Source organism: Paenibacillus cremeus, from assembly GCF_007786445.1.
GTDB lineage: Bacteria > Bacillota > Bacilli > Paenibacillales > NBRC-103111 > Paenibacillus_G > Paenibacillus_G cremeus.
Window position 1 is genome coordinate 102,605 of record NZ_VNJI01000011.1, and the last position, 23,298, is coordinate 125,902.

The following is a 23,298-nucleotide window of genomic DNA, read 5'->3' on the forward strand; positions in this document are numbered from 1 at the left end:
GGAATCCATTTTTGTGGATTCTTTATTTTTTATTTTGAAAAGTATTGACCTTTAAAAGCAAAAGATGGTAATTTAAGTGTGCAGGGAACAACTACCAAATGTACCTGCCGAATCTAAATCTTAGAGGGAGTGATAAAATGAAAAATACAAAGGAGAAGATTAAATGGGAAAAGGTAAACATTCGAGATTAACATGGGAAGACCTCTATTATGATGGACTGATTGATGAACGGTATGAGATTTTCGATGAAGAGTCACAGAAAATTTTTAATGTAAGAGTAAATGATGGATGGGATCATCATCTACGAGATAAAAAATACATAGACGAGTGTAATTGTAACGATGACCACTTTATTGAACTGAAAAATATGTGCGAGGACTCCCCTTATTATAGAAAGCCGTTTGATCCTAAAACAGATGATGTCTTTGTCTTTATAAATAAATAATACATATCAACTTTTTTTAACAAAAATAATCAGGAGTGATACATACGATGAAAAACAAAGAACAATATATTATTTGTGATGAAGAGTTGGATAACTATTATAACGGTGATGATGAAACCGAAGAATCCGTTGCTGCTGGTCTTGGTTTCAACGTAGACGATGAAGGAAATTGGGTTCCAATGGACTAGAGGGGGATAAATTATTTGAATAATAGTTTGCATAAGCCTGTATACATACCGTCAATTGAAGCAAATGATATTTATTCGCACATGCATCGAGATAAGGACATTGATCGTAAGTATGTGGGGATGATTCCAAGTAGCTTAGAATTGAATAAATTAGTAAGTATTGGTCTTTCCATGTATAAAAAGAAGCCAAGTGAGAAATTTCTATCAGACGATATTATTAACGTTAAGTTTAAGCAGAAGGTTAAATCAGCAGATGAAATGGTATCACAGATTAAGAAGAAGATCAATCTGCTTACAGATAATCAGGCTGATTACAAAAATAAATTAGAAGAATTCGTACAACTATTGAAACAGGAAAAAATTCTTCCCAAATGGAAAGAAGTAAGTAATGACCAATTAAGAAAACTATTATACGAGAATGGCTTCGTTCTAACTTCAATTGATGACAAAACAGACGCTATTATTAAAACAAGATATGTGGTTTACAAGAGGAGTTCCGCAAAGAGTCGAGTTGGAGAGTGCTTGTTTATTAAAGAGACCTTATACGATGAGATGATAAATTGGAGTCGTATGAACCTCCCTCTTCAGGATGTTAAGGTGGATGTTCCTAGTTTGCTTGCGTATCAATCCCTAGTTGGTTCGTCTCTCGATGATGTTGTAAAAATTCATCCTAATAATATTCTCTTGGTCGATGACATTGAGAGTAAATTCTTAAGAAAGTGCAATGTTGTCCGAAAGGGCGAAAATGGATTGCTGGACAGTTTTCAAGAAGATATTGTAATTTCTAATAGTTTGTTTGATGGCGAATCGCTGTTAGATAGCAGTTACTTCCCTGAAGATAAAGGAATGATGTTGCTTCGTAATCACATGTTTAAATCAGCAGCCTTCAATTGCAATATTCAATCGTATCTAAGGGATAACTGTCCAGAAGGTATCAACTTCGATGAGTGGAAAATAAAAAACGCGTATAATGAAGTCTTCGCAAAGGATATTCATTTAATAATTACTCCAAGCAGTTTAAAGGCTTTAAAATTTAGTCACGCAGTTGGTAACGATTCAGAAATGTTTAGTTATTGGAAGAATTATATTTCTGACGTAAGCATTGACGGAGCATCACTCTTTGGTGTTGTTAAGAGTGAAAAGAAATCTAAGCATGGGTTAAATGAGAGTGGAGAAATCCTTCAGCAAACATCGTATCAAATGCTCAATAGTATGCCAGTAAATAAAAATGACATCCATGAACTTGCTGAATACGAAAATACATATATTGAAAAATTAAAAAATGACGATGACTTTTTTGTTCAACACATCTTAAAGTCTGTCACCACTGTAAATAGTAACGCTATGTTTGCTGATCTTTATTACCGTAACAAGAAAATTGCACATACGAAGATATTTAAAGATTTCCGCAAGGCCGAGGTTAATAAGCACCTGACTCATATTAAACATGGAAAGATTAGATTGCACGGTGATTACTGCACGATGTTAGGGAATCCAATGGAATTTCTGGTTCATTCCATTGGGCGCTTAAATATTTGTGAGGATGAATCCAGTCTTAAAGAAAATGAAATATACACTACTTTATTTGAGTTTAACAAGTGTTTGGTGGGCTTTAGAAATCCTCACACAAGTCCTAGTAATGTATTAGTAGTCAAAAACACTTATAATGCGGAGATTGAGAAATATTTTAACTTAACTGACAACATCGTTTGTGTCAACGCAATTAATTTCCCATTGCAAGACATATTAAGCGGTTCTGATTATGATTCAGATACATTGCTACTATTCGATAATTCGAAAATGCTTGAGTTAGCAATGAATTGCTTTGGCAAATACAATGTCTGCATTAACAAGGTTGAGAGCAGCAAAAGGCAATATAACTTAACCGAATCAGATATGGCAATCATTGATAACCAATTGTCAATGAGTCAAAAGAATATTGGCAGAGTCGTAAACCTTGGGCAATTTTGTATGTCAAAGTATTGGGACTTATTGAACAAAGGAGTGAATAAAGACAACCTTACTGATTTATTGAAGAAAATAGATATTATGACTGTTTTAAGTGGCATATGCATTGATTTGGCAAAGAAATTCTATGATATTGATATTAATCAAGAGGTTGAGCAAGTTGCAAAAACAAAGGAATTAAATTGTCGGAAGCCTCTGTTCTGGAAATACGTTAGCCAGAACAAGGAAATAAAAACATTTGAGATGCAATGCCCCATGGATTATCTATACATAGAGTTTTCAGACGTTAAATATGCTGAGACGCGAGAAAGTATATCTCTGAATGAACTACTCGTGAAGCATAAAATAAAAGATGGAGATAGAAATCAGGAACAAAAAATAATCAAATACGTTGAGGAAATGAGCAATAAGATAATTAAGGTGTACATTAATATAGCCGATGAAGACGAAAGAAATCACATTTTAGATGATATAATCAAGTATTACGACTTCTATATTAGCAAATTAAAGGTTAAACCGGAAACAATGTATGCAATTTTATCAAAGATACAGAAAAATAAAAGTAAAGTGTCAACAAGATTGATGAATGTCTTATATAGAACACAGAAAAACATTTTTTTAAATGCAATTAATACATAAAAATACACACTTTTTAGAAAAGAGGTCGAAAAAACCCTTATTTTTACTGGATTTTTCGGTACATGCAAAGGTTTTTATATAGTAAGATATGTTTTTACATATTTTACGTACATTATTTTAACATGCGAAGCGGAACTCCGCTTTAAAAACTAAATTATAATCCAAAGGGAGAAATAAACAATGAAAAAAGAAGATTTGATTTTGAAATTTGCAGGTAAAACAGGTCATTCCAAGAAAGATGCTACAGTTTGCGTAGACGCATTCCTAGATTGTATCGTTGAAGGACTTGACGAAGATGGTGTAGTGGATATCACTAAGGTGCTGAAACTAACCGTAAAAGAAACTTCTGCACGTAAAGGTCGCAATCCTCAAACTGGCGAAGAAATTGAAATTCCTAAAGGTAAGAAAATCGCATTCAAAGCATTGAAACGTCTAGATGAAGTTGTAGGCAAATAACGTTATCCTCGCAAAGAGGCGCAATACATACAAAGAGGGTTAGCCGATTACGGTTAGCTCTCTTCCCCATTTCCTAATCTACCGTGAAAGGTAAAGACTGCCTATGAAGAGCTATCTTGTAGATACCAACGTTATTCTTGATCAATATGAAATTCTCAACGATACAAAGTATGTTGTTTCGAGCCATGCTTTGCGTGAAATCGAGAAACATGAACATAGTCATAATCAAGAATTATCATATAAAGCGAGACAAGTAAAAAGATTTTTGGATGAGAATAGCAATATTTCGTATGACTTGAAAGATTATCATTTCAATTTAAACGAAATATTTGATAATTACTACGAAGATAACCGTATGCTTCAAGCGTGTGTTGAAAACGAATATGGATTAGTAACCAATGACATCCTGCTAAAACTTAAAGCAGAAGGATTTGGCATTGAGGTTGTCGTTCCAAGTCGAACAGATGTAACTCATGAACACTATAGAGGCGTGAAAGATATTTATTTTGATCGGAATAGTACAGAGGATCAAATTAAATTAGCCAGTATTTATGAATCACAGGAACAAAATGTATATGACTTGTCACTCAATGAGTACATTTCAATCTGGGATTTATCTAAACCAACATACGATGAAAACAATAAAGTAACCGGATATGAATTAATCGACCAACTAAAATGGGATGGCAATCGATTAATTAAAATCAAATATAAACATGCAGAGAGCCGTTTTATGGGTAAAGTATCACCTATTAACTATAAGCAGCGTCTTTTATTTGATTTGTTGCAAAATCGCAATATTGGAATTAAACTCTGCCAAGGTAACTTTGGCACAGGAAAAGATTACTCCATGGTTGCTAACATGATTAAGTTAATTGAAGATAATGCATTTGAGAAAATGATATTCATTCGAAATACAGAACCACTTGAAGGAAGCAAAGAATTAGGATTTTTGCCGGGGGATTTGATGGCAAAAATGGAACCGTGGGTCGGAATGATTGCTGACTGTCTAGGTGGGTATGAAGGATTACGAATGCTCGTTGAAAAAGGAAAAATTGAAATTGCTAACTTTTCTGCTTTACGTGGCAGAAGCTTTGCTAATTCAATTTTATACTGTAGCGAGGGACAGAATTTATCGTCCAATCATATGAAACTTATCATTTCTCGCGTAGGACAAGGTTCTGAACTGTGGATTAACGGGGACTTAAAGCAGCGAGATAACAAGAGATATGATTCCGATAGCGGTATTCGAACACTTTACAAGTTGAAAGGCCACAAACTATTTGGCATGGTAACTTTGGATAAAAATGAACGTTCTAATGTTGCCTCGCTGGTTGAACTGCTTTAATAATAAAAAATACTTAGGGAGATGTTTTATCCATGTCTAGTGAAAAAATTGTTGGATTGAACCAAGTTCGTGAAGCACTATTCGCTATTTATCCCAATGCAACAAAAATTACAGTAACTATTGATGGGGATAAAATTAAAGTAGCACCAAACGAGGAATATGAAATTCCAGTTGGTGGATACGATTCAGAGGAGTGATTGAATGACTCCATCTGAATTAAACAAACTGGAAAATGAAACCATCAAAGACTTCAAGATTCGTATCTGTTCCAATAAAGAACATTATGGTCTAACTTGGGATGATATTCGTGATCTTATTAATAAGCAAACTGGCGATAACTACGGTGAATCTGCTTACCGCAAATGGTGGGCTGCATTTTCTGATGGTTTAGAGTTAGGAAAACAATCCGGTTTGGATAATGATCAAATCAAAGAGATCGAAGATAAAACTTTGGAGTTAAAAAAAGAGAGAATTAAACTTCAATCTGTGAGATTTGAGCCAAGCAGGGATTTGCGACTAGAGGCTAGAGACGAATTAATTGAAGAAAAAATTCTTAAGGCTATTGAGAATAGGCAGACAATCCAAGTTCCTGACATCTACATTAGACCGAACACATTAAAAAGAGACTACCTCTTTACTCTCGCAGATATTCATTATGCAGCTAACTTCCAACTCTTAGGATGGATGGATGAAATCCTTAATGAATATAACCCTCAAATTGCACAAAGACGATTGTGGGACATTCTTGAGCTGTATGTTAACCAAAACGACATTGATAACATTAATCATGTTCATTTGTTTAATTTAGGTGACAGCTTAGACGGTATTCTTCGTATGAGTCAGTTGCAATGGATCAAGATGGGAAATGTTGATTCGGCAATTGAGTTCGCAGAGTTTATGAGTACTTGGTTAAATGAATTATCTAAATACTCTAAAGTGGACTACTATGCCGTATCAGGCAATCATACGGAACTTCGATTACTTAACGGTAAACGAGGCGACTTCTCTAACGAAAATATGGAGAAAGTTGTTTCGCATATCATCTCATGCAATCTTAAAGACAATAAAAACGTAAATATACATAAATGTAAAAATCACATGTATGTTGACATTCTAGGCACAAAAGTTCTTGCTGTTCATGGACATGACGAGCGAAATTTGAGCATGAGTTTAACAGAGTATCCTAAAATCTATGGTCATAACGTTGATTTAATGATAAGTGGGCATTTGCATCATACAGACAGCAAAACCGTTGGTATGAATGGGCTTAGGGATATTGAGTATATCCAATGTCAAAGCGTTGTTGGAATTGACGACTTCTCGTTAAAAATTAAAAAGACAGCAAATGCTGGAGCTAAGTTGATGGTCATTAAAGAAGATGTGGGAAGATCGACCATTCATGATTTTAGAGTGAAATAAATAGAGGTTTAGGTCATGTTGTGAAACACTATCCTCTACCTCCTTTTATAAGGGACTGCTTCTGTCGTGAGACATTAAGCGGTCTTTTTATTATTTAAGGAGGATAAACATGATAATATTACCGCAAATGGTAAAGGTTAAATGGCATAATTTTAATAGAGAATGGTACGAGTCTAAGGGGTATGTCTATACAGGACATCTAAAAGAATTTGAAGTACCAGTTTATGATTTAATTGAGGGAAGTCATCAAAAAGTTAGAATTAAATGTGACTACTGCGACAAAGAATTTTCTAGAACATTTAAAGACCATAATTTAATACGCAAGAATTCAGTAATCGACAAAGATGCTTGTTTTAAATGTGGCAATATTAAATCAATGGAAAGTTCACAGTTGCTATACGGGGTTAATAGCGCAGCACAACTCCCCAAAGCCAAGGAGAAACGCAAAAGAACATGCTTAAAGAAGTACGGCACAGAAAGTCCGTTGAGTAATGAAACTGTAAGAAATAAAATAAACAATACAGTGATTGAATTATACGGCGTAAGCAATCAGTTTCAAAGAGAAGAAGTAAAAGAAAAAAGTAAACAAACATTGTTAAAAAATTATGGCGCTACAAATCTGATGCAAATTCCTGAGCATTTAGAAATAGCATTGTCAAAAAGGGCACAAACATTATATAAAAATGGCGATGTGTCAACGTCGAGACAGCAAATATATATCTGGAATGTGCTCGGAGGAGAACTAAATTATCCCGTTGACAGAATTAATTTAGACATTGGTTTCTTATTGGATAAAATTTATTTGGAGTATCAAGGTTCAGGTCATGACCTGTCTGTTAAAATGAATAAAATATCCAAAGAAGAGCAGAAAGAAATCGATAAGAAACGATATTACTACCTGAAAAACAGAGGGTGGAAAATGATCGAAATTATTTCTACTTCTCAGTACGATTATCTTCCAAATGAAGAAGTTCTAATTTCCATGTTCGAATACTCCAAGGAACACCTCAAGGAGCATTCATGGATTACTTTTGATATTGACAAGTTGACAGTTAGAACGAGTATTTTTGAGATACCCTACAACTTTGGAAAATTACTAAATACGAGACAATATGCTTGTAATATTTAATACATACGATATTAGATTATAGGGAGATATGTTCATGGATAAAAATAAGAATGTTATTGATTTTGATACTATCTTAAATCAAAAAGAAAATTGCAACCATGAGCATGTATGTCCTCACTGTGAGTGGCAAGACAAAACAATTGATAATTTTATTAGTCGTATTAAAGGGTTGAGTATCAACGGTCAGACATTCCGTGAGGAAGTTGAAAACTTAATCGGATATGTTGAGTATTTGACTAGACGCGATACTCTTGCTGAAATTGCAGGAACTCTAATGCAAGAAGTTCAATATATGGATGGCGATGACGAGGAATAAACTATGGAATTAGACCATGATATTCCTATCAACCTTATAATGCTCAACAACTATGAGGAAGAGCGCTATGAACACGTGGATGATTACATTGAAATTCTGAAAACGTGTAAGAAAGCCGATGAATTTTATGCTCTCATCAGAATGATTATCGATGATACACGTGACAATACGTTGCGTGATATTCTAACCAAAAATATTCAACATCAAGCTAAGATACTCGAAGAGACGAAAATAAAAAAGTCTTAGGTATGTATGCTCTGTTTATTAAAAGCCTCCACCCTGTCCAGAGCAGACCGATGCCTCCAAGCTAAATCATATTGGAGGAATGAAACATGGAAAAAGAACAATTTAAAATGCCCTACTCTGCACTTGATTTTGAGGAATATACTTTTTTCAGAGCTTTAGAAGATCGTCAAATTATCTTAAATAGCGAAGTCGATGATTATCTTCTCGAACGTGTTGGATATCAAATCATCAAGTGGAATCGTGAAGACGATAAATTGCCTGATGGTGAGTCTCGCAAGGAAATTGAAATTATTCTCAATAGTCCCGGTGGAGACGTATATCTTGGCATGGCACTATGCGCTGTAATTGAGAAATCAGTAACTCCTATTGCAATCACTGTCATCGGTAATGCTGCTTCAATGGGTGCTCTCTTGCTTGTGTCCGGTTCTAGGCACGGACGTAGACGAGCATACGAGTTCTCGAATGTCCTCTTCCACGATGGTTCGACCGTACTTTATGGTTCCAGTAACAAGGTAAAAGACCATGTTAAATTCCAAGAGGAAAAGGATCAACAAATCCGAGACTTTATTATTCGTAACACTAAGATTACAGATGCAAAGTATGAGGATATGAAGGATCGTGAGTGGTGGCTCACTGCTAAAAGTGCATTAGAGTGGGGCGTTATCGATGAGATTATTTAATTAATTAAAACTTATTAAAACTCACATTTCATAAACTTTTTGAACTAGACTGACTCACCATCTTGGTGGGTCTTTTTGGTTTGCAAAGTTTTTGAGCTGGAAGCAATCTGTTTAAGGTCGTGTAAAGTAAGGGCGATATCTCCCGTCTACCCCTTAGTCCAGCTCAAGATATTTTAGCCCATATTCGGGTTAGGGAGATTCTTTTCTTTTTTGAAAGAAGGTGGAAATATGGCTAGGCCAAAAGGGAGCAGCGCTAAAGATAAACTCGTAATAGAAAAGATTAAATGTAAAGGCAAGTGTGGTAAAGAAAAAGCGCCAACAAATTTTTATATAAATACAAACCCACTCTTCTCTTCTGAGAAGTTAGAAGTGTGTAAGGATTGCATATCAGAATATATAGGTACTAAAAGTTCGTCAGGATATCTGAATAGAGTAAAACTTGTTCTTGGACTTATGGATAAACCTTTCCTCTATGACTTATGGATATCAAGAGATGAAGATTGGGGAAGGTATATCCCTCAATTATCTTCGTTTCCTCAGTACAAAGGATTGACGAATGCAGATAGTACATTTACTGATAAAAAAATAAACACAGAAAACCCAAATGAAAGCTTTGTGCTAAACAGTTCTCCAAGCAGTTACACGAGTGAAGAAATTTCAGAGTTATCTTCATTTTGGGGTAAAAATTACACTCCTGATGAACTTGAATATCTGCAAACACAATATGAGAAATTTCTAAACTCTTATGAATGCGACTCCTATGCAATGGAATTGCTTTTCCAAGAAGCATCTCAGCAAAGGTTAACAATTAATAAATTGCGTCAAGAAGGTAAATCGGTAGACAAAGAACTCAAAACTCTCCAAGACTTGTTGGGATCAGCAAATGTTAAACCCGTTCAAGAGACAGGTGCAAATGCAACGGAACAGGCCACGTTTGGAACCTTGATTAAGAAATATGAAAACGAGCGTCCAATTCCTGAGCCTGATGAAGCTTGGAAAGATGTTGATGGAATAAAGCGTTATATCCAAGTTTGGTTTCTCGGACACCTGTGTAGAATGATTGGAATTAACAACGACTATTCCAGACTTTATGATGAAGAAATTGCCAAATATACTGTTGATCCTCCAAAGTACGATGATGACATCAGCGAAGAGGTAACAGTATGAGTGGTTTTGCGAATTTTCAGGTTAATCGTAACAAGGCTCATAATGGTAACGATATCTTCGCTAAAAGTAGAAATTTTAATAAGTCAGCAGATAAATCTGAAAGACTTCTGGATGGCATAGGGGTTTGGGCTAGTTTCTATCGTGCAAATCCACATCGATTTGCTAAAGAATATCTTGGGATTACATTAAAGTTGTTTCAAATAATCCTCATTTTCATGATGAACTTCTCTCACTACTTCATGTATTTAGCTAGTCGAGGTCAAGGGAAAACATTCCTTACTTCTATCTATTGCGTGATTCGCTGTATCCTTTGGCCTGAAACTAAAATTGTAGTTGCTTCAGGTAATATGAAACAGGCAAGAGAAGTTATAGAGAAGATTGCTGATTTAAGAAAGAACTCACCTAATTTATCTAGAGAAATTAGTGACTTATCAACTTCAACAAACGATCCTAAAGTAGAGTTTCATAACGGTAGTTGGATAAAGGTAGTTGCGTCAAATGATGGAGCACGAAGTAAAAGAGCAAACTGTCTTATTGCAGATGAGTTTCGAATGATTGACTTAGAAATCATCAACAAGGTACTAAGAAAGTTTTTAACTGCTCCTCGGCAACCAAAATATCTAAACAAGCCTGAGTACGCACATTTACAAGAGCGAAACAAGGAAATCTATCTCTCGTCCAGTTGGTATAAGATTCATTGGTCATGGAATAAGTTGCTTGCATTCTACAAATCGATGTCTGAAGCAAAGAACTATTTTGTGTGTGGGCTCCCTTATCAGTTAGCAGTCAAAGAAGGATTGCTAATGAAGGAACAAGTTGAAGATGAGATGTCTGAAGCAGATTTTGATGAAATTGGATTTAGCATGGAAATGGAATGCTTATTCTTTGGCGAGTCAGAGAAAGCCTTCTTTAAATTTGAGGAATTGGACAAGAACAGAAGAATCTCTAAGCCATTGTATCCAAAGGAAATGTATCCTCTTTTAAAGGATAACTCATTTAAATACGAGCCTAAAAAAGATGGTGAATTACGCTTGGTTAGTTGCGATATCGCAGGTATGGCAGGAAAAGAAAATGATGCCAGCGTATACACTATTTTTCGCTTAATACCAAACTCTAAGGGATTTGATCGCCATATCGTCTATATGGAAAGTATGTCTGGTGGTCATACCGTAACTCAAGCAATCCGTATAAGACAATTATATGATGATTTTGACTGCGATTATCTTGTATTAGATACGCAGAATATGGGATTGGGCATATATGACCAATTGGTTCAGCCTTTGTATGACAAGGACAGAAATGTTGAATATGATCCTTGGACTTGTATCAATGACGATAAAATGGCTGAAAGATGTACTTATACAAACGCACCGAAACTTATTTATAGCATCAAGGGTAATATGCAGTTCAATAGCGAGTGTGCAATCCTTCTTAGAGATGGATTAAAGCGAGGAAAGGTTAGATTGCTTGCTAAAGAGGCTGATGGCAAAGAGTATTTGAAGAGTTTAAAAGGTTTCGAAGCTCTCCCGATTGAGATACAGGTAAAATACGAAGCCGTATTTATCCAAACTACTCTACTCGTAAATGAAATGATTAATCTTGAGGGTGAACGAACAGATAATGGTTTAATTCGTCTTAAAGAGCCAAAGTCCAAACGGAAAGACCGTTATAGTTCGGTTACATATGGGAATTTTATAGCTTCGGAACTTGAGCGTAGTTTATTTAAAGAGAACAATTACGACGACTATAACTACTTCATCTACAACTAAATAAAATATGAAAGAGGGTGAAAACAATAACAGAACAGAAAAAACGTGGTCGCCCACCCAAGCAACAAATCGACACCAATTCTATGGTTGATACATCGTATTACGAATTGGCTGCTTATTTTGATTTTATTAGCACATCTGCTGTTGGTAGAGGAATTATCGATATTAATATCAACAATTTAATGAATTGGCTTCGGAACCCACCAAAGTTTCGTAGAGAACTTATTCAATTAAGTAAATATTATTACAATCGTGATGGAGTCGTAACGGATTGTTACGATCTTTTTAATGTTCTTCCTGTGCTAAATTTCTCGGTTCTTTGGCAGAACATGAACATGAAGGCTTTTACTAAAAATAAACTAACTGTCGATACTTTTCTCGAAAAAATTAAAGTAAAAAAGTTAGTTCGAGACACCATTTTCTCTGTCATTCAAGAGGGTACTTGTGTTTGGTATAACCGTGATAACAAGTACATTCAATTTCTCGAAAATGAAGAATATATGATTGATTATATGGTTAACGGTAAATGGCAAGTGTTTTACGATATGCTCTATATCGACCAATATCGTACAAGTCATAATCTTGATTATATTATGGCAAAGATCGATTCTGCCCCAGATGAAGTGACGCTTGAGAAATATAATCTATATAAGAAAGATAATAAAAAATATAGATATGTGCCATTAGATATCGATAAGACTCAGGTTTTTAAACTTCGTGGATCACGAAATGAGCCATACGGTATTCCCTATTCGATACCTGCTATTAGTAGCATCATACATAGGGATTTGCTTGAAAAGACGGAGAAGGCTGTAGCTGATCGTATTATCAATCAGATTATTGTTCAAAAGGTTGGTAACATGCCTAGTGCTGATGGAAAAGTGGGTCTTCCAGTTCCTAAAGCAACCGTTGAGGGATACCACACTAATCTTAAAAATTTGTTACAGAAAAAATTTGATACAAATTCCTCTGATAATGCTGCAACTGCTCCATTGACTGTCCCTTCATTCGTTGATATCGAAGAGTTGAAAATCAATATGAGCACTTTCCCAAAAGAAATTTGGGAACGTATTGATCGAGATATCTACAAAAAATTAGGGTTCTCCTCTACTCTTAACATGGGTGGTGGAACAGGCCAGAGTTTTGGTTCAGGTACAATTAACGTTGAAAAAGTATATTCCATTGTTTTCTATATTATAGAAGATATTGAATCTGCATTAAACGAGTTCTTAGGAATCATTGTGCCAAGTGGCAACTTCAATCCTAAGATTAGATTTAGTCGAGCAACTATTTTGGATAAGGATAGTGCATTTACTCAGGCTGAATCACTGTATCTTAAAGGGCGAGGAAGTCTTAAAGACTATGTTGAGGCAAGCGGCAGAGACTTTGACCATTGGCTTGCACAAGTTAGGTACGAGAATGAAGTTCTTAAATTGGATGAAACATTACCTATTCACGTAACCTCATTCACTCAATCTGGCGATGGAAACAGTAGTGGCAGGCCGAGTGTAAAGAATCCAACTAATGATAACACTGCTAAATCCAAAGGGAACAACGGTAACGCAAAACCTGATATGTAATTAAACTGAAGCGTTTTTGACGCTTCTTTTTCTTTTTAAGGTGGTGATTTTTTGAAAGGCAGCTCTCCTATTCAACTCAATAAACCAACAACAAAGATTCAAACCAATTCTCTCACCACTACTTTTCTTGAACTTGGTTCAATCGAACCGGAAGAAGGAGGTGAAATTATTGAACAAAGAAATCTTATCCGTAAAACCAAAGATTCTCCATCTACAAGAAGCAAATGATATTTACATGGAATTAACCATGTGTGTTCTTACCAATGAAACCAATCTTAATAAATTAAAATTCACTGATGATTATATCAGCGGAATTGTTGATAACAAAGATCGATATATTGGGATACCTCTTGTTGCAAATAGAGACAAACTTGAAAACGGTTTATACTACAATCTTACTCATGAGCTAGATAAGAAAACCGGAATTCTTAAAACAGATTCTATCGGTAGTTTCGTTGATTTTTGGTCTGAAACTGATGATGACGGTGTTTTAAAACTCATGGGTCTTGTTCGAGTGTATAAGCGCTACCCAAATGTTTGCAATGCAATGATTGAGCTTTTTGAATCCGAGGATTTAGAGTTTAGTTGTGAGATTTACGCCTACGGTTATGCTGATATCAATACTGAAACAAATGAGCGTTCCGTCAATTATGAATATGAAGGAAGTATCAATAGTTTGTTCGGTTCGTGCATTGTCACAAATCCAGCCGAACCGAAATCTAAAGCGAATCTGTTGGTAGCAGAAGCTTTGGAAAAAGACTTGGGAGGAGGTGAAAACGTGTCTGAAGTTCTCGTTTTCAATAAGGGTGTTGAAATTAGTTACTATGGAAACATTGAAATTTCTGCTTTAACTTCAAGTGATATCTCTAATCAGATTTATAACGTTCTGAATCCGGTTGACCCGAAAAGTAACTATAGAAAATATAACTATTGGATTAATGCTGTCTATTTTGCAAAGACGGATAATTTTGACGGTTATGTGATCGTTGAAGATTGGGAAGACTGCTCAACTCTTTTTCGTATCAACTTTAGCATTGAGAGCGACATGGTTGTACTTGACGCTAAGGAGAATTGGATTGAGGGGTATAAAGGCTTTATCCCGAAAGGAATTAATGTGGATGATCTTATCTCACAACAAAACGCTGCTGAGATTGAGATAAATAATATCAAAAATGAACTTAATACCAAGCATGAGGAGGCATTACAGGTGACAGAAGAACAAATTAAAGAGCTTCAATCTCAACTTGAAACACTGCAAAATCAAGTTTCTGAATTGAACGGTATCGTAGTATCGCAAAAGGAAGAAATCGTTCAACTGCAAAATAAAGAAACTGAACTTAACGGTGTAATCGAAGGTCTGCAACCTTTTAAAGAGCAGGTTGAAACTGCTGAGAAACAAGCTAAAAAAGATGGTATGACAGAGAAATTTAGCAAGTTACTGTCTGCTGAGACTATGAAATCTGAGCAAGTTGTAAATGCAATTGAAGCACTTGATGAAGTTGCTATGAATGCAATTGTTGTGTCCGAGGTTGCAAAAGAAATTGCATCTAAATCCACTCAAGAAGTACCTGCTAAAACCGATGTTGTTGTAAGTGCTCGTCAATCGGAAGACCTTCTTCCGCAAGACCTCAGAAGCAAACTCTATGCTTCTAAACAATAAAACTAAAATACACACAAGGAGGCTATATTAAATGGCTGCTGTAATTAATATTGGTGATAACGATTATATTGGAACTCTTAAAGCTGTAGCATCTATTGCTAATGGCGTTTTCGTAAAGGCTGACTATGCTGCTGGTACTGCTGCTGCTACTGCAAGTACTGCTGAGGGTGACGCTGCTGGTCTTTTGTTCGTGAACAACGTAAATATCAACATCGATCAACAAACTGTTGGAGATGACACTTTTGCTGTTGCTAATGGTGAATATCTGCGTCTGAAAGCTCTTGAGACTGGTGACATTTTCACGACTGATCAATTTGTTCCAGCAATTGGCTCTATCAACGTGAATGATGTTCTTGCTGCTGCTGCCGCTGGTAAGTTAGACGCAATTGGTGCTCGTACGCCTAAACTGTCGGTAAAAGTTATCGAGAAAACTACTCTGTTCGGCAACAACGCTATTAAATGCGTAGTATTGTCCGTTTAATAAATAAAACATACATAGGAGGTATAAAATAAATGTCTCAACTTAATAAAAAATCCGCTATTATTGAAACTTTTGCCGAAGCCGCACTGAACCATGGCAAGCAAATGACTGCTATTGAAAAATCCGATTATGCTTCTGCAATGGAACTGGTGAAAGAATTGGCTTCCAACCCTAATCCAAATAACCTGTATGAGTTGAACCAAATTATCGCTTATACTGTTGACGCTGTAATCGATGTTCGCATGGACTATATGAGCAAAATTGCTGAAGTTAAAAACACTGCTTTCGATGAGCGTCCAAAATTCAAAATTAAGACTCAAAATGCACAAGGTTTCTGGCAAGCTGTTGGTGCAACTCCACAAAAGACTAAAATCGGTTACAAGTATGATTCCTTGAAAATCGATGCATTGTCTGCTCGTCCGATTACTGAATGGGCTGAAGTTGCCGCTGGTCGTTATGACTTCGCTGAACTGACTCGTGATATCACTAACGATTTCGAAGTTAAAGTTGCACAAAAAGTTCAAAACACTTTGTATGCAACTTTCAGCGGTCTGTCCTCCCCTAACTATGCTAGTGGTGCTGGCGTAACTGCTACTTTCGATACGCTTTTGAACTCTATGATGCGTCTTGGTGGAGCAGCTATTATCGGTGACTACGAAGCTCTGCAAAAACTTCCTGCTCTTACTGCTATTAGTGGTCGTACGAGCAATGAAATCATCAACGACCTGAACCGCAATGGTATCATCGGTACATATAAAGGCGCTCCAGTTGTTTCCCTGACTAACCCATACACTGGCCTGTCTGGTTTCAACACTGTTTTGGATCGTGGTTATATTTATATCGTTCCTGCTGTTAGTGACATGAATAAGACTCTGAAAATTCAATTTGCTGGTGGAGTTCAATCCATGCAAGGTCAAAATATTGAAGATGGCTCGTATGAAATGCGTTTTGACAAGCATATGGGTGCTGGTGTAATCGCTGGTACTCGTCATGCCCTTGCCGTATACGAAGATACTACTCTGTAGTATTAACTAATTAGTTGAGAGGATGGTTTCGATCATCCTCTCTTTTTATTTTTAAAATTACTTAGGGAGAGATTTTAAAATGGCAAATAAAAAAGTGAAACTTGTTAATCCAAATCCTTTTGCTCATGGACTCAAATTAATGGATGGCATTCGTGAAATCAATATTGCTGGTGGTTCATTCACGCTACTCGATGAGGATGAAGTATACTTCATCAACAGTGTAAGCAGAACGTTTAGCCACAAGCATCTACTTATTGCTGATCCTGAAATCAATCAAGCGCTTGGATATGCAGAGAAGCCAGTTATCGGACTTTCTGATGAAGAAATTAAAACTCTACTTCGTGGAACAATTAACAAAATCAAAGATACTCTTGTCAATGTAACTGAAAAACATGAGATTGACAGAGTTATTGATGTTGCAAAAGGAATGGAAGATTTGCAACGCAATAAAATCACATATCTTCAAGAGTGGTCTGGATACGACTTTGATCAACTTGTAGACACAGGTAAAGAAGAAAAATAAGGAGCCGTGATTAAATGGCTACCACATATGACATAATCTTTGACCGATTCCTCAGTAAAATAACTGACTATGAGCTTGCAGAGTTGATTGATGCTGATCTTGAGTCTAATCTGAATAAATTCCTTAGAGGCGCAATTTCTGACTTTAAATATTGCCCAAAAGACTTGTCTAATCGTGATGATTCCGCAATGACATTTAACATTGACTTGAATGACTCTGAACAGGAGATTCTTGCTAAGTTTATGTTGGTACATTGGATTAATCCTAATATTCTTCGATTGGAGAACATACGACAAAATTTAGGAAACAAGGATTTTCAGATTTATTCTGGAGCCAACTTTCTAGATAAGCTCACAACTCTGAAGAAGCAGTTAATTTCTGAAGCGGTTGAAGATATGGTGTACTACTACTATGCCACTTAATAAGGTGGTGAACTATGAGTTCAATTAATGATTATAAATCCAGAGTACATGGAACAATTAGAAATTCCTTGCTCAAAACTACATCTAAAATAATCGATAACAATTTTACCTCTTCTCCATCTTACTATGAAGTCCTATTAAATTCCTCCACAACTCCTATTGGAGTCCATATTGTCGATGATTCTGATGTGCGTGAGCAAAAAATGTTGCTTTCTCTACATGATAACCCTATTGCAAATGGTGATATCATCACATGGAATAGTGAAAAGTGGATCAACATTTTAACGGACAATATGAGCGATGTCTATTATCGTGGGACTTTGAGAAAATGTGTATCATCGTTAAAGTGGATGGAAACTGGCGTGATAAAAGAGGCGTGGTTTACTTATAAATCTGATACTTCTCGTGGGTTAGGTGTAAATGATGGAACTGTCCTCATTATGCCTCAAGAGAGAAGATACATCTATGTCCAGAATAATGCCGATACCATTAAAATTGATAAAGATAGACGTTTTATCATTGACGGAAGATGCTGGAGAGTTGTAGGTGTTGATAGGTTGACAACTGGACTTGTTTACTTAGAGTTAACTGAGGACTCCATCAATCCATCCAAGGATAATTTGGATTTACGATTAGTTGATTATTACTCTAGCACTACACCAACCTCTACGCCTTCCCCTCAACCATCTGGATATTCAATTGTGGTTACAGGTTCTGATATTTGCAAAGTAACACAAAGTCAAACTTATACGGCTAATGTATATCTCAATGGAGTAATTGACAATACACAAACTGTAACTTGGGTACTTGTAAATGATAGTGAGGATGGTAATACAGACTTAGTTACTATTACAAGTCAAAGTGGAACTCAGTGTGTGATTAAGGGTAATGACAATAAGTTATATGGATACTGTAAGGTGAAAGCAAGTTTGGTGAGCGATGGGTCAATTTTTAGTGTAAAGCGAATACAAGTAAAAAGTCTGATATAGGGGGTGTAAAGTGTATACCTTAGATAATGTTGATCGAGTCATCGAAAATATCTTAATTAAATTGATTGACAATCAAAACTTATTAAAATGTCTCAAGTATCCATCTCCTGATGCATTAAGTAAACCTGATTTAACTCAAGATGAAATCAATGTCCTTTTCGACTATGACTCTGATCCCAGAGACATAAGGATATCTTTCACACCTTTCAACCTAACGACAGTAGAAGAAGCAAAAAGTGAATTGCGAATCTTTATCAGAGATTTTGAGCCTGAAAATATTCATATTGCCAATGTTAATATTGCCTTTCAGGTTATTGTAAGTAATAGGATATGGAGACTCGATGAAGGTAAACAAAGGCCATTGGTCATCATTCAAGAGTTGCTGAAAAGTCTTAATGGAGTAGACATTGAACTTGTTGGGAATTTGTATTTTAACAGTCGAATACGAATTGTAAACTATAACGCCTACTTTTCAGGTTATGAATTGTATCCAAATGTGAGGTCGATTTAGATGAGAGTCTGGGGCGATCCTCATGAGTTCAAAGGTGTCTCTATCTATCCTATAACCATGCAAGACTGCATGGATTTTTATGAATGCGTTCAGGTATTCTTGTATGAAAAAAATAAAGTTCAAGACATCCAAGTGATCAAGATGACATATCTTGATTTTTTATTTGCGCTTATTCAGCAAGAAAACGCATTAATGGGTAAACTGGATCGACTTTTGAGCCTAGTTTTAAAAGAGCAAAAATATGCATTTTTATACAATGAAACTGACTCTGCCAAGATATCTTTACAAGTCGAAGATGCAATCATCAATGGATACGAGTTCGATGAGTTCAAAAAGATTATTCTTGAGCAAAATCTAATTCAATTCAATGAGGAGTTCATCGATCCTGAATTGGAACAAGAACTTAAAGCGGCAGAAGAGTTTTTAGCCAAGAAAAACGGAACTCCTGCCACATTAGAGGAACGAGTAGTTGCCCTGCATTGTCTATCAGGTGTTTCGTATCAGGAAATCAAAAACTACACCATTTTTCAATTTAACAAAACGTTAGAACGCTTTGCAATAATCAAAAACTTCGATGTTTATTCTGCTTTATTAGCGGAAAATGGTGCAAGCAAAGACATACAACATTGGCTATCCCATGTCGAAGAAAAAGGTAAATACGACGATGTGATTATGTCCAAAGAAGAGTTTGACAAAATTACATCTGACAAAGACATGTTCAAGGCATAGTTTAATAAATAAAATATAGGAGGAATACAATAATATGTCTACTAACACGAATCAGTTCTTGGTTTCGGTAGCTGACGTTGTGCTTCGAGATACTGTAGCTGATGCTGTAGTATTGAAAGGTAAGACGCTGATCAACTCTGCTTTCAAGCAAACTCTTGCTACAACTGAGCAACGCGGTGGAGCCAATAATGGACTTCTCTTCGTTTATCAACATGACAAAAAATTGGAAGTTTCGATTGAAGATGCGAAGTTTGACGAAACTTATTTGGCTTTGAATAATGGTGCTTCCATTATCAACTCCCCACAAAATTTCTATGTAATCGATGAAGTTATCACCCTTGCAAGTGGTAATGGTACACTTGCTAACACACCTGTAGGTTCGGTTTATGTACAAAAAGCTGACAACTCGTTAGTCACAGTTACCCCATCTGGAACTAGCTTCTCTGTTGCTGGTGGTGCAAATACAACTGTAAAAGTAACCTATCGTTACAGCACAGCGGTTGATACTATTACAATTGACGCACAAAGCGTACCGAACGGGTACGAGCTGACCCTCAGCGCAAAGGTATTTCAGGCTAGTGGTCAAACAGCTACTATGCAAATTGTCATCCCTAACTTCCGTATCTCCGGTAACTTCGATCTTAACTTAACGGCAAACGGTATCTCCAGCTCCAAACTGGATGGTATGGCTCTCGTAAATGCTGCTGATGGCGCATATGCTTATGTAAATATGAAGCCTACTGGTGCTGGTGCAGTAACTTATCAAGCAATTGCTGCTACACCATCTGCAATTTCGGTGTCTGCCGGAACACCTACGGCTCAGTTGACGGTATATGGTATTCGTGGGGGAGTATACGCAAACAATGTTGTAACTAGTGGCTGTACTTTTGTATCGTCTGACGTTTCCAAGGCAACTGTTAGTGCTGGAGGCTTGATCACACGTGTCGCAGCAGGTACTTGCACCATTACAACTACTCATACTGCGTCTGGACTGACTGATACTTCTACTGTAACTGTTTCTTGATAATTTTATATTCTTCTAAGAGAGGCAATCATTTTGGTTGCTTCTCTTTTTATTTACCAAATGAAATGTTGGTTTTATTGTGATTTTCATCTTGAGAAACCCTTTATTTATAAGGGTTTTTGAATATGAGGATTAAAAATATTCAGGGAGGTTTTATCCAAAATGTCAAAACAACTTACGCTTTCATCCATAAATAAAGCCCACGCAAAAGAGTTCAACGAACAAAAGCGAGTAACACTTAAAACAGGTGATTATATCGATTTACAAGTAAGGTTTAAGAAAACTAGTATTCAACGCTTCTTAATCGACTATCAAGAAATCCTCGAACAACTTAAAGAAAAAGAAGTGGATATGAACGTCATTAAGGACATCACTTTTATTTTCTATATGCTCCTTCTACGCCACTTCACAAGTTTAAATATTATCCCGAACGAAGTTGATAAAATGGTAATTGTCTGCGAAAAGTTGATCGACCTTGATATTCTAGAGGAAATCATGAATGCTTTTGATCCTGCTGAAATTGAAAAAGTGAATAATATGATGAAACAAGTTAGTGAAAATAGCGACTTGATTGGAGAGCAATTAGGAGAGATTTTTGCTAAGGCTGCTTTGAGTAAATTGACACAAAACGAGGTTGAGCAAGATGCCAACATTCAATAGTTTGAATGAACTTCAAAAATACATCGAGTCTCAAGCATCAAAAGTATTGAAAAATGAAGTTGCTCAAACAGTTACTCAGGAAATGAGTGAGACAATAAAAGAAGTTGAGTATCCCAAGTATGTATCACATGCTGAGAATCCGTATATTAGACAAATGGATGATGGTGGCTTGAGTGACGTTCGAAACATGCAAGTAGAGGTTATAGACGATAACACTATATCCATTACTAATGAGCGTATGGATGGTACTACAGATGTAGCACAAATTTTCGCAACAGGTATTGGATATACATGGAAGAATTCTGAAATTTATAGTATGCAACCATTTCCTCGTAATTTCTATGCCGATACTGTTGAAAGATTGTTAAAGAATCAGAAACACGTTGAGGCATTTAAACAAGGTATGACTAGGCTAGGATTGAATGTGAAATAAATTTTAGATTTTGAATTACTTGTTCAACAAGCGCACAAGGGTTGCAAACCTTGAGTGTCACTAACTCATCCTAGTGATACGTTGCGCTTGTTTCTTTTTATATAGGGAAGTTGGGATGGGGTGAATTGAGAGGATGAGAAAGTAATGCCAGCAAAAATAGATTTTAATATTATATATGAAGGAATAATAAACTATACAAGAAAATTGGGAAGAATACCTACAAATGCTGAAATAGATCAAAATGATAATTTACCCAGTTATCGAACAATACATACTGCATTTGTTAAAAACCAAGGTCAGGGATACATTCCATATTTAATTTCAAAATGCTAAAACGTAATAATTTAAATTACAAAATACTTTATCCTGCTGATTTTCACAATAAATCGCTTGATGAAGTATTTTCTTTTTTATTTGAAGAATCAAGAGAGGTGGTTTAATGCCTAGAAAAACATTTAAAAAGCAAATCACATCACCAGAACTGACAGAACAAATAAATCAAAAAAATAAGAAACTGATTGATCGTTTCTTGAAGGAAAAAAATACACGATGTTCAGACACAACAATTGAAGCTTACACCAGCGACTTAAATATTTTCTTCACATGGAATCTTCTGAATAATGAAAATAAATTTTTCATTGAAATTAAGAAGATTGAATTCGCAGATTTCTTTAGTTACTGTGTTGAAGAATTAAAGTGGGGTTCTGCTCGTTTTGGACGAATGAAGTCTTGCCTTAGTTCGCTCTCTGAATTTATCATTCGATACTATGATGAAGATCATCCCAATTTTAGAAATGTTATCCTAAAAGCAATTGAATCAATGCCTCGTAACCCTGTACGAGAAAAAACGATTTTATCTGAAGAACAAGTAAATAGTCTTTTGAATCATCTTAAAAATGAAATCAGCAGACCTCAAGAAGCCTGTCTTCTCGCGTTAGCAATCGCAAGTGGTGCAAGGGTCTCTGAGTGGCTACGATTCACAACCGATATCATAGATGAAAATAACACGGCTTTTGAAGATATGTTTCTTGAGACTACTAAGAAAATAAAAACTAAAGGCCGAACCAAGACAGGCAAAATGATTGAGAAGTATATAATTAAAGACATTTTCCTGCCCTATTATAAAGACTGGTTGGTTGAGAGAGAAAGAATTATGAATGACAAAGGCAAGGATCATAATTCAATCTTTATTAAAAGAGATGGTGAACCTGCCACAGTTGAGACAGTTCGAGGATGGATCGAAAAATGGGAATTATTTTTGGGAGTTCCTTTCTATCCTCATTGCCTTCGTCATTTCATAACTACCTACATGTCTCGTCTAGGAATGTCTTCTGATTTTATCGTTGAAGTGATGGGATGGAATTCTACTGACATGGTTAAGGTCTATAACGACTTAACCGCTAAAGAAAAGAAATGGAAAGACCTAGAAAAACTGAAGGATCACTTAACTAAAACAGAATAAAATCACACTTTCATTCCATCGCACAAAAA

General features: G+C 35.9%; 28 protein-coding genes. All 28 read left to right on the top strand.

Annotation, left to right across the window (positions count from 1 at the left end; translation table 11 throughout):
* Nucleotides 1-163: 163 nt before the first annotated feature.
* The 28 genes from FPZ49_RS11245 (at nucleotide 164) to FPZ49_RS11365 (ending at nucleotide 23,269) form a co-directional block, all read left to right on the top strand.
* Nucleotides 164-445 carry a hypothetical protein gene (locus FPZ49_RS11245; protein ID WP_144846566.1) on the top strand — a complete coding sequence of 94 codons (282 nt, stop codon included), beginning with the start codon at nucleotides 164-166 and terminating at the stop codon, nucleotides 443-445.
* Nucleotides 446-492: 47 nt separating this feature from the next.
* Entirely contained in the window at nucleotides 493-633 is a 141-nt protein-coding gene (locus FPZ49_RS35655) for a hypothetical protein (RefSeq protein ID WP_186445769.1), read from the top strand.
* 15 nt (nucleotides 634-648) lie between these two features.
* Nucleotides 649-3,240: an RNA dependent RNA polymerase gene (locus tag FPZ49_RS11250; protein ID WP_222429901.1), complete on the top strand. Its 2,592-nt coding sequence runs from the start codon at nucleotides 649-651 to the stop codon at nucleotides 3,238-3,240.
* A gap of 180 nt (nucleotides 3,241-3,420) precedes the next feature.
* On the top strand, nucleotides 3,421-3,696 hold the full coding sequence (locus FPZ49_RS11255; protein WP_144846568.1) for an HU family DNA-binding protein: 276 nt from the start codon (nucleotides 3,421-3,423) through the stop codon (nucleotides 3,694-3,696).
* Between the two features lie 103 nt (nucleotides 3,697-3,799).
* Nucleotides 3,800-5,044, top strand: coding sequence for a PhoH family protein (locus FPZ49_RS11260; RefSeq protein ID WP_144846570.1), 1,245 nt, complete (start codon nucleotides 3,800-3,802; stop codon nucleotides 5,042-5,044).
* Nucleotides 5,045-5,076: 32 nt separating this feature from the next.
* Nucleotides 5,077-5,241: a hypothetical protein gene (locus tag FPZ49_RS35660; RefSeq protein ID WP_186445770.1), complete on the top strand. Its 165-nt coding sequence runs from the start codon at nucleotides 5,077-5,079 to the stop codon at nucleotides 5,239-5,241.
* Between the two features lie 4 nt (nucleotides 5,242-5,245).
* Nucleotides 5,246-6,463 carry a hypothetical protein gene (locus FPZ49_RS11265; RefSeq protein WP_144846572.1) on the top strand — a complete coding sequence of 406 codons (1,218 nt, stop codon included), beginning with the start codon at nucleotides 5,246-5,248 and terminating at the stop codon, nucleotides 6,461-6,463.
* A 109-nt stretch (nucleotides 6,464-6,572) separates the two neighbouring features.
* On the top strand, nucleotides 6,573-7,592 hold the full coding sequence (locus tag FPZ49_RS11270) for a DUF7487 domain-containing protein (RefSeq protein WP_144846574.1): 1,020 nt from the start codon (nucleotides 6,573-6,575) through the stop codon (nucleotides 7,590-7,592).
* 34 nt (nucleotides 7,593-7,626) lie between these two features.
* Nucleotides 7,627-7,908, top strand: coding sequence for a hypothetical protein (locus FPZ49_RS11275; RefSeq protein ID WP_144846576.1), 282 nt, complete (start codon nucleotides 7,627-7,629; stop codon nucleotides 7,906-7,908).
* Between the two features lie 3 nt (nucleotides 7,909-7,911).
* Entirely contained in the window at nucleotides 7,912-8,154 is a 243-nt protein-coding gene (locus FPZ49_RS11280; protein WP_144846578.1) for a hypothetical protein, read from the top strand.
* Between the two features lie 86 nt (nucleotides 8,155-8,240).
* Nucleotides 8,241-8,834: a ClpP family protease gene (locus tag FPZ49_RS11285; protein WP_144846580.1), complete on the top strand. Its 594-nt coding sequence runs from the start codon at nucleotides 8,241-8,243 to the stop codon at nucleotides 8,832-8,834.
* A 210-nt stretch (nucleotides 8,835-9,044) separates the two neighbouring features.
* The gene (locus FPZ49_RS11290; RefSeq protein WP_144846582.1) at nucleotides 9,045-10,001 is read left to right on the top strand and encodes a hypothetical protein; all 957 of its coding nucleotides are present in this window, start codon (nucleotides 9,045-9,047) and stop codon (nucleotides 9,999-10,001) included.
* Complete coding sequence (locus FPZ49_RS11295; RefSeq protein WP_144846584.1) at nucleotides 9,998-11,770, top strand: terminase large subunit domain-containing protein; 1,773 nt, start codon at nucleotides 9,998-10,000, stop codon at nucleotides 11,768-11,770. Before FPZ49_RS11290 ends, FPZ49_RS11295 begins: the two co-directional genes overlap by 4 nt.
* Nucleotides 11,771-11,787: 17 nt before the next feature.
* Nucleotides 11,788-13,350: a hypothetical protein gene (locus tag FPZ49_RS11300; RefSeq protein WP_144846586.1), complete on the top strand. Its 1,563-nt coding sequence runs from the start codon at nucleotides 11,788-11,790 to the stop codon at nucleotides 13,348-13,350.
* Nucleotides 13,351-13,401: 51 nt separating this feature from the next.
* Nucleotides 13,402-13,578 (top strand): hypothetical protein, encoded by a 177-nt coding sequence (locus tag FPZ49_RS35665; RefSeq protein WP_186445771.1) that lies wholly within the window; start codon nucleotides 13,402-13,404, stop codon nucleotides 13,576-13,578.
* On the top strand, nucleotides 13,520-15,010 hold the full coding sequence (locus FPZ49_RS11305) for a hypothetical protein (RefSeq protein WP_144846588.1): 1,491 nt from the start codon (nucleotides 13,520-13,522) through the stop codon (nucleotides 15,008-15,010). The genes FPZ49_RS35665 and FPZ49_RS11305 overlap by 59 nt, the downstream gene beginning before the upstream one ends.
* 31 nt (nucleotides 15,011-15,041) lie before the next feature.
* On the top strand, nucleotides 15,042-15,491 hold the full coding sequence (locus tag FPZ49_RS11310) for a hypothetical protein (protein ID WP_144846590.1): 450 nt from the start codon (nucleotides 15,042-15,044) through the stop codon (nucleotides 15,489-15,491).
* Nucleotides 15,492-15,523: 32 nt separating this feature from the next.
* Entirely contained in the window at nucleotides 15,524-16,516 is a 993-nt protein-coding gene (locus FPZ49_RS11315) for a hypothetical protein (protein ID WP_144846592.1), read from the top strand.
* A 79-nt stretch (nucleotides 16,517-16,595) separates the two neighbouring features.
* Complete coding sequence (locus FPZ49_RS11320; RefSeq protein ID WP_144846594.1) at nucleotides 16,596-17,039, top strand: hypothetical protein; 444 nt, start codon at nucleotides 16,596-16,598, stop codon at nucleotides 17,037-17,039.
* A 14-nt stretch (nucleotides 17,040-17,053) separates the two neighbouring features.
* On the top strand, nucleotides 17,054-17,461 hold the full coding sequence (locus FPZ49_RS11325) for a hypothetical protein (protein ID WP_144846596.1): 408 nt from the start codon (nucleotides 17,054-17,056) through the stop codon (nucleotides 17,459-17,461).
* Nucleotides 17,462-17,475: 14 nt separating this feature from the next.
* Nucleotides 17,476-18,450, top strand: a complete 975-nt coding sequence (locus FPZ49_RS11330) for a hypothetical protein (RefSeq protein ID WP_144846598.1) — start codon at nucleotides 17,476-17,478, stop codon at nucleotides 18,448-18,450.
* A gap of 10 nt (nucleotides 18,451-18,460) precedes the next feature.
* Nucleotides 18,461-18,961, top strand: coding sequence for a hypothetical protein (locus FPZ49_RS11335; RefSeq protein ID WP_144846600.1), 501 nt, complete (start codon nucleotides 18,461-18,463; stop codon nucleotides 18,959-18,961).
* Nucleotides 18,962-19,690 carry a hypothetical protein gene (locus tag FPZ49_RS11340; RefSeq protein WP_144846602.1) on the top strand — a complete coding sequence of 243 codons (729 nt, stop codon included), beginning with the start codon at nucleotides 18,962-18,964 and terminating at the stop codon, nucleotides 19,688-19,690.
* Nucleotides 19,691-19,724: 34 nt separating this feature from the next.
* The gene (locus FPZ49_RS11345; protein WP_144846604.1) at nucleotides 19,725-20,714 is read left to right on the top strand and encodes a hypothetical protein; all 990 of its coding nucleotides are present in this window, start codon (nucleotides 19,725-19,727) and stop codon (nucleotides 20,712-20,714) included.
* A 162-nt stretch (nucleotides 20,715-20,876) separates the two neighbouring features.
* A complete protein-coding gene (locus tag FPZ49_RS11350; RefSeq protein WP_144846606.1) occupies nucleotides 20,877-21,374 on the top strand; it encodes a hypothetical protein in 498 nt (165 codons plus the stop codon).
* Complete coding sequence (locus FPZ49_RS11355; protein WP_144846608.1) at nucleotides 21,358-21,807, top strand: hypothetical protein; 450 nt, start codon at nucleotides 21,358-21,360, stop codon at nucleotides 21,805-21,807. The genes FPZ49_RS11350 and FPZ49_RS11355 overlap by 17 nt, the downstream gene beginning before the upstream one ends.
* A gap of 144 nt (nucleotides 21,808-21,951) precedes the next feature.
* Nucleotides 21,952-22,140 (top strand): hypothetical protein, encoded by a 189-nt coding sequence (locus tag FPZ49_RS11360; protein ID WP_144846610.1) that lies wholly within the window; start codon nucleotides 21,952-21,954, stop codon nucleotides 22,138-22,140.
* Nucleotides 22,141-22,246: 106 nt separating this feature from the next.
* Nucleotides 22,247-23,269, top strand: a complete 1,023-nt coding sequence (locus FPZ49_RS11365; RefSeq protein WP_144846612.1) for a tyrosine-type recombinase/integrase — start codon at nucleotides 22,247-22,249, stop codon at nucleotides 23,267-23,269.
* Nucleotides 23,270-23,298: the final 29 nt, after the last annotated feature.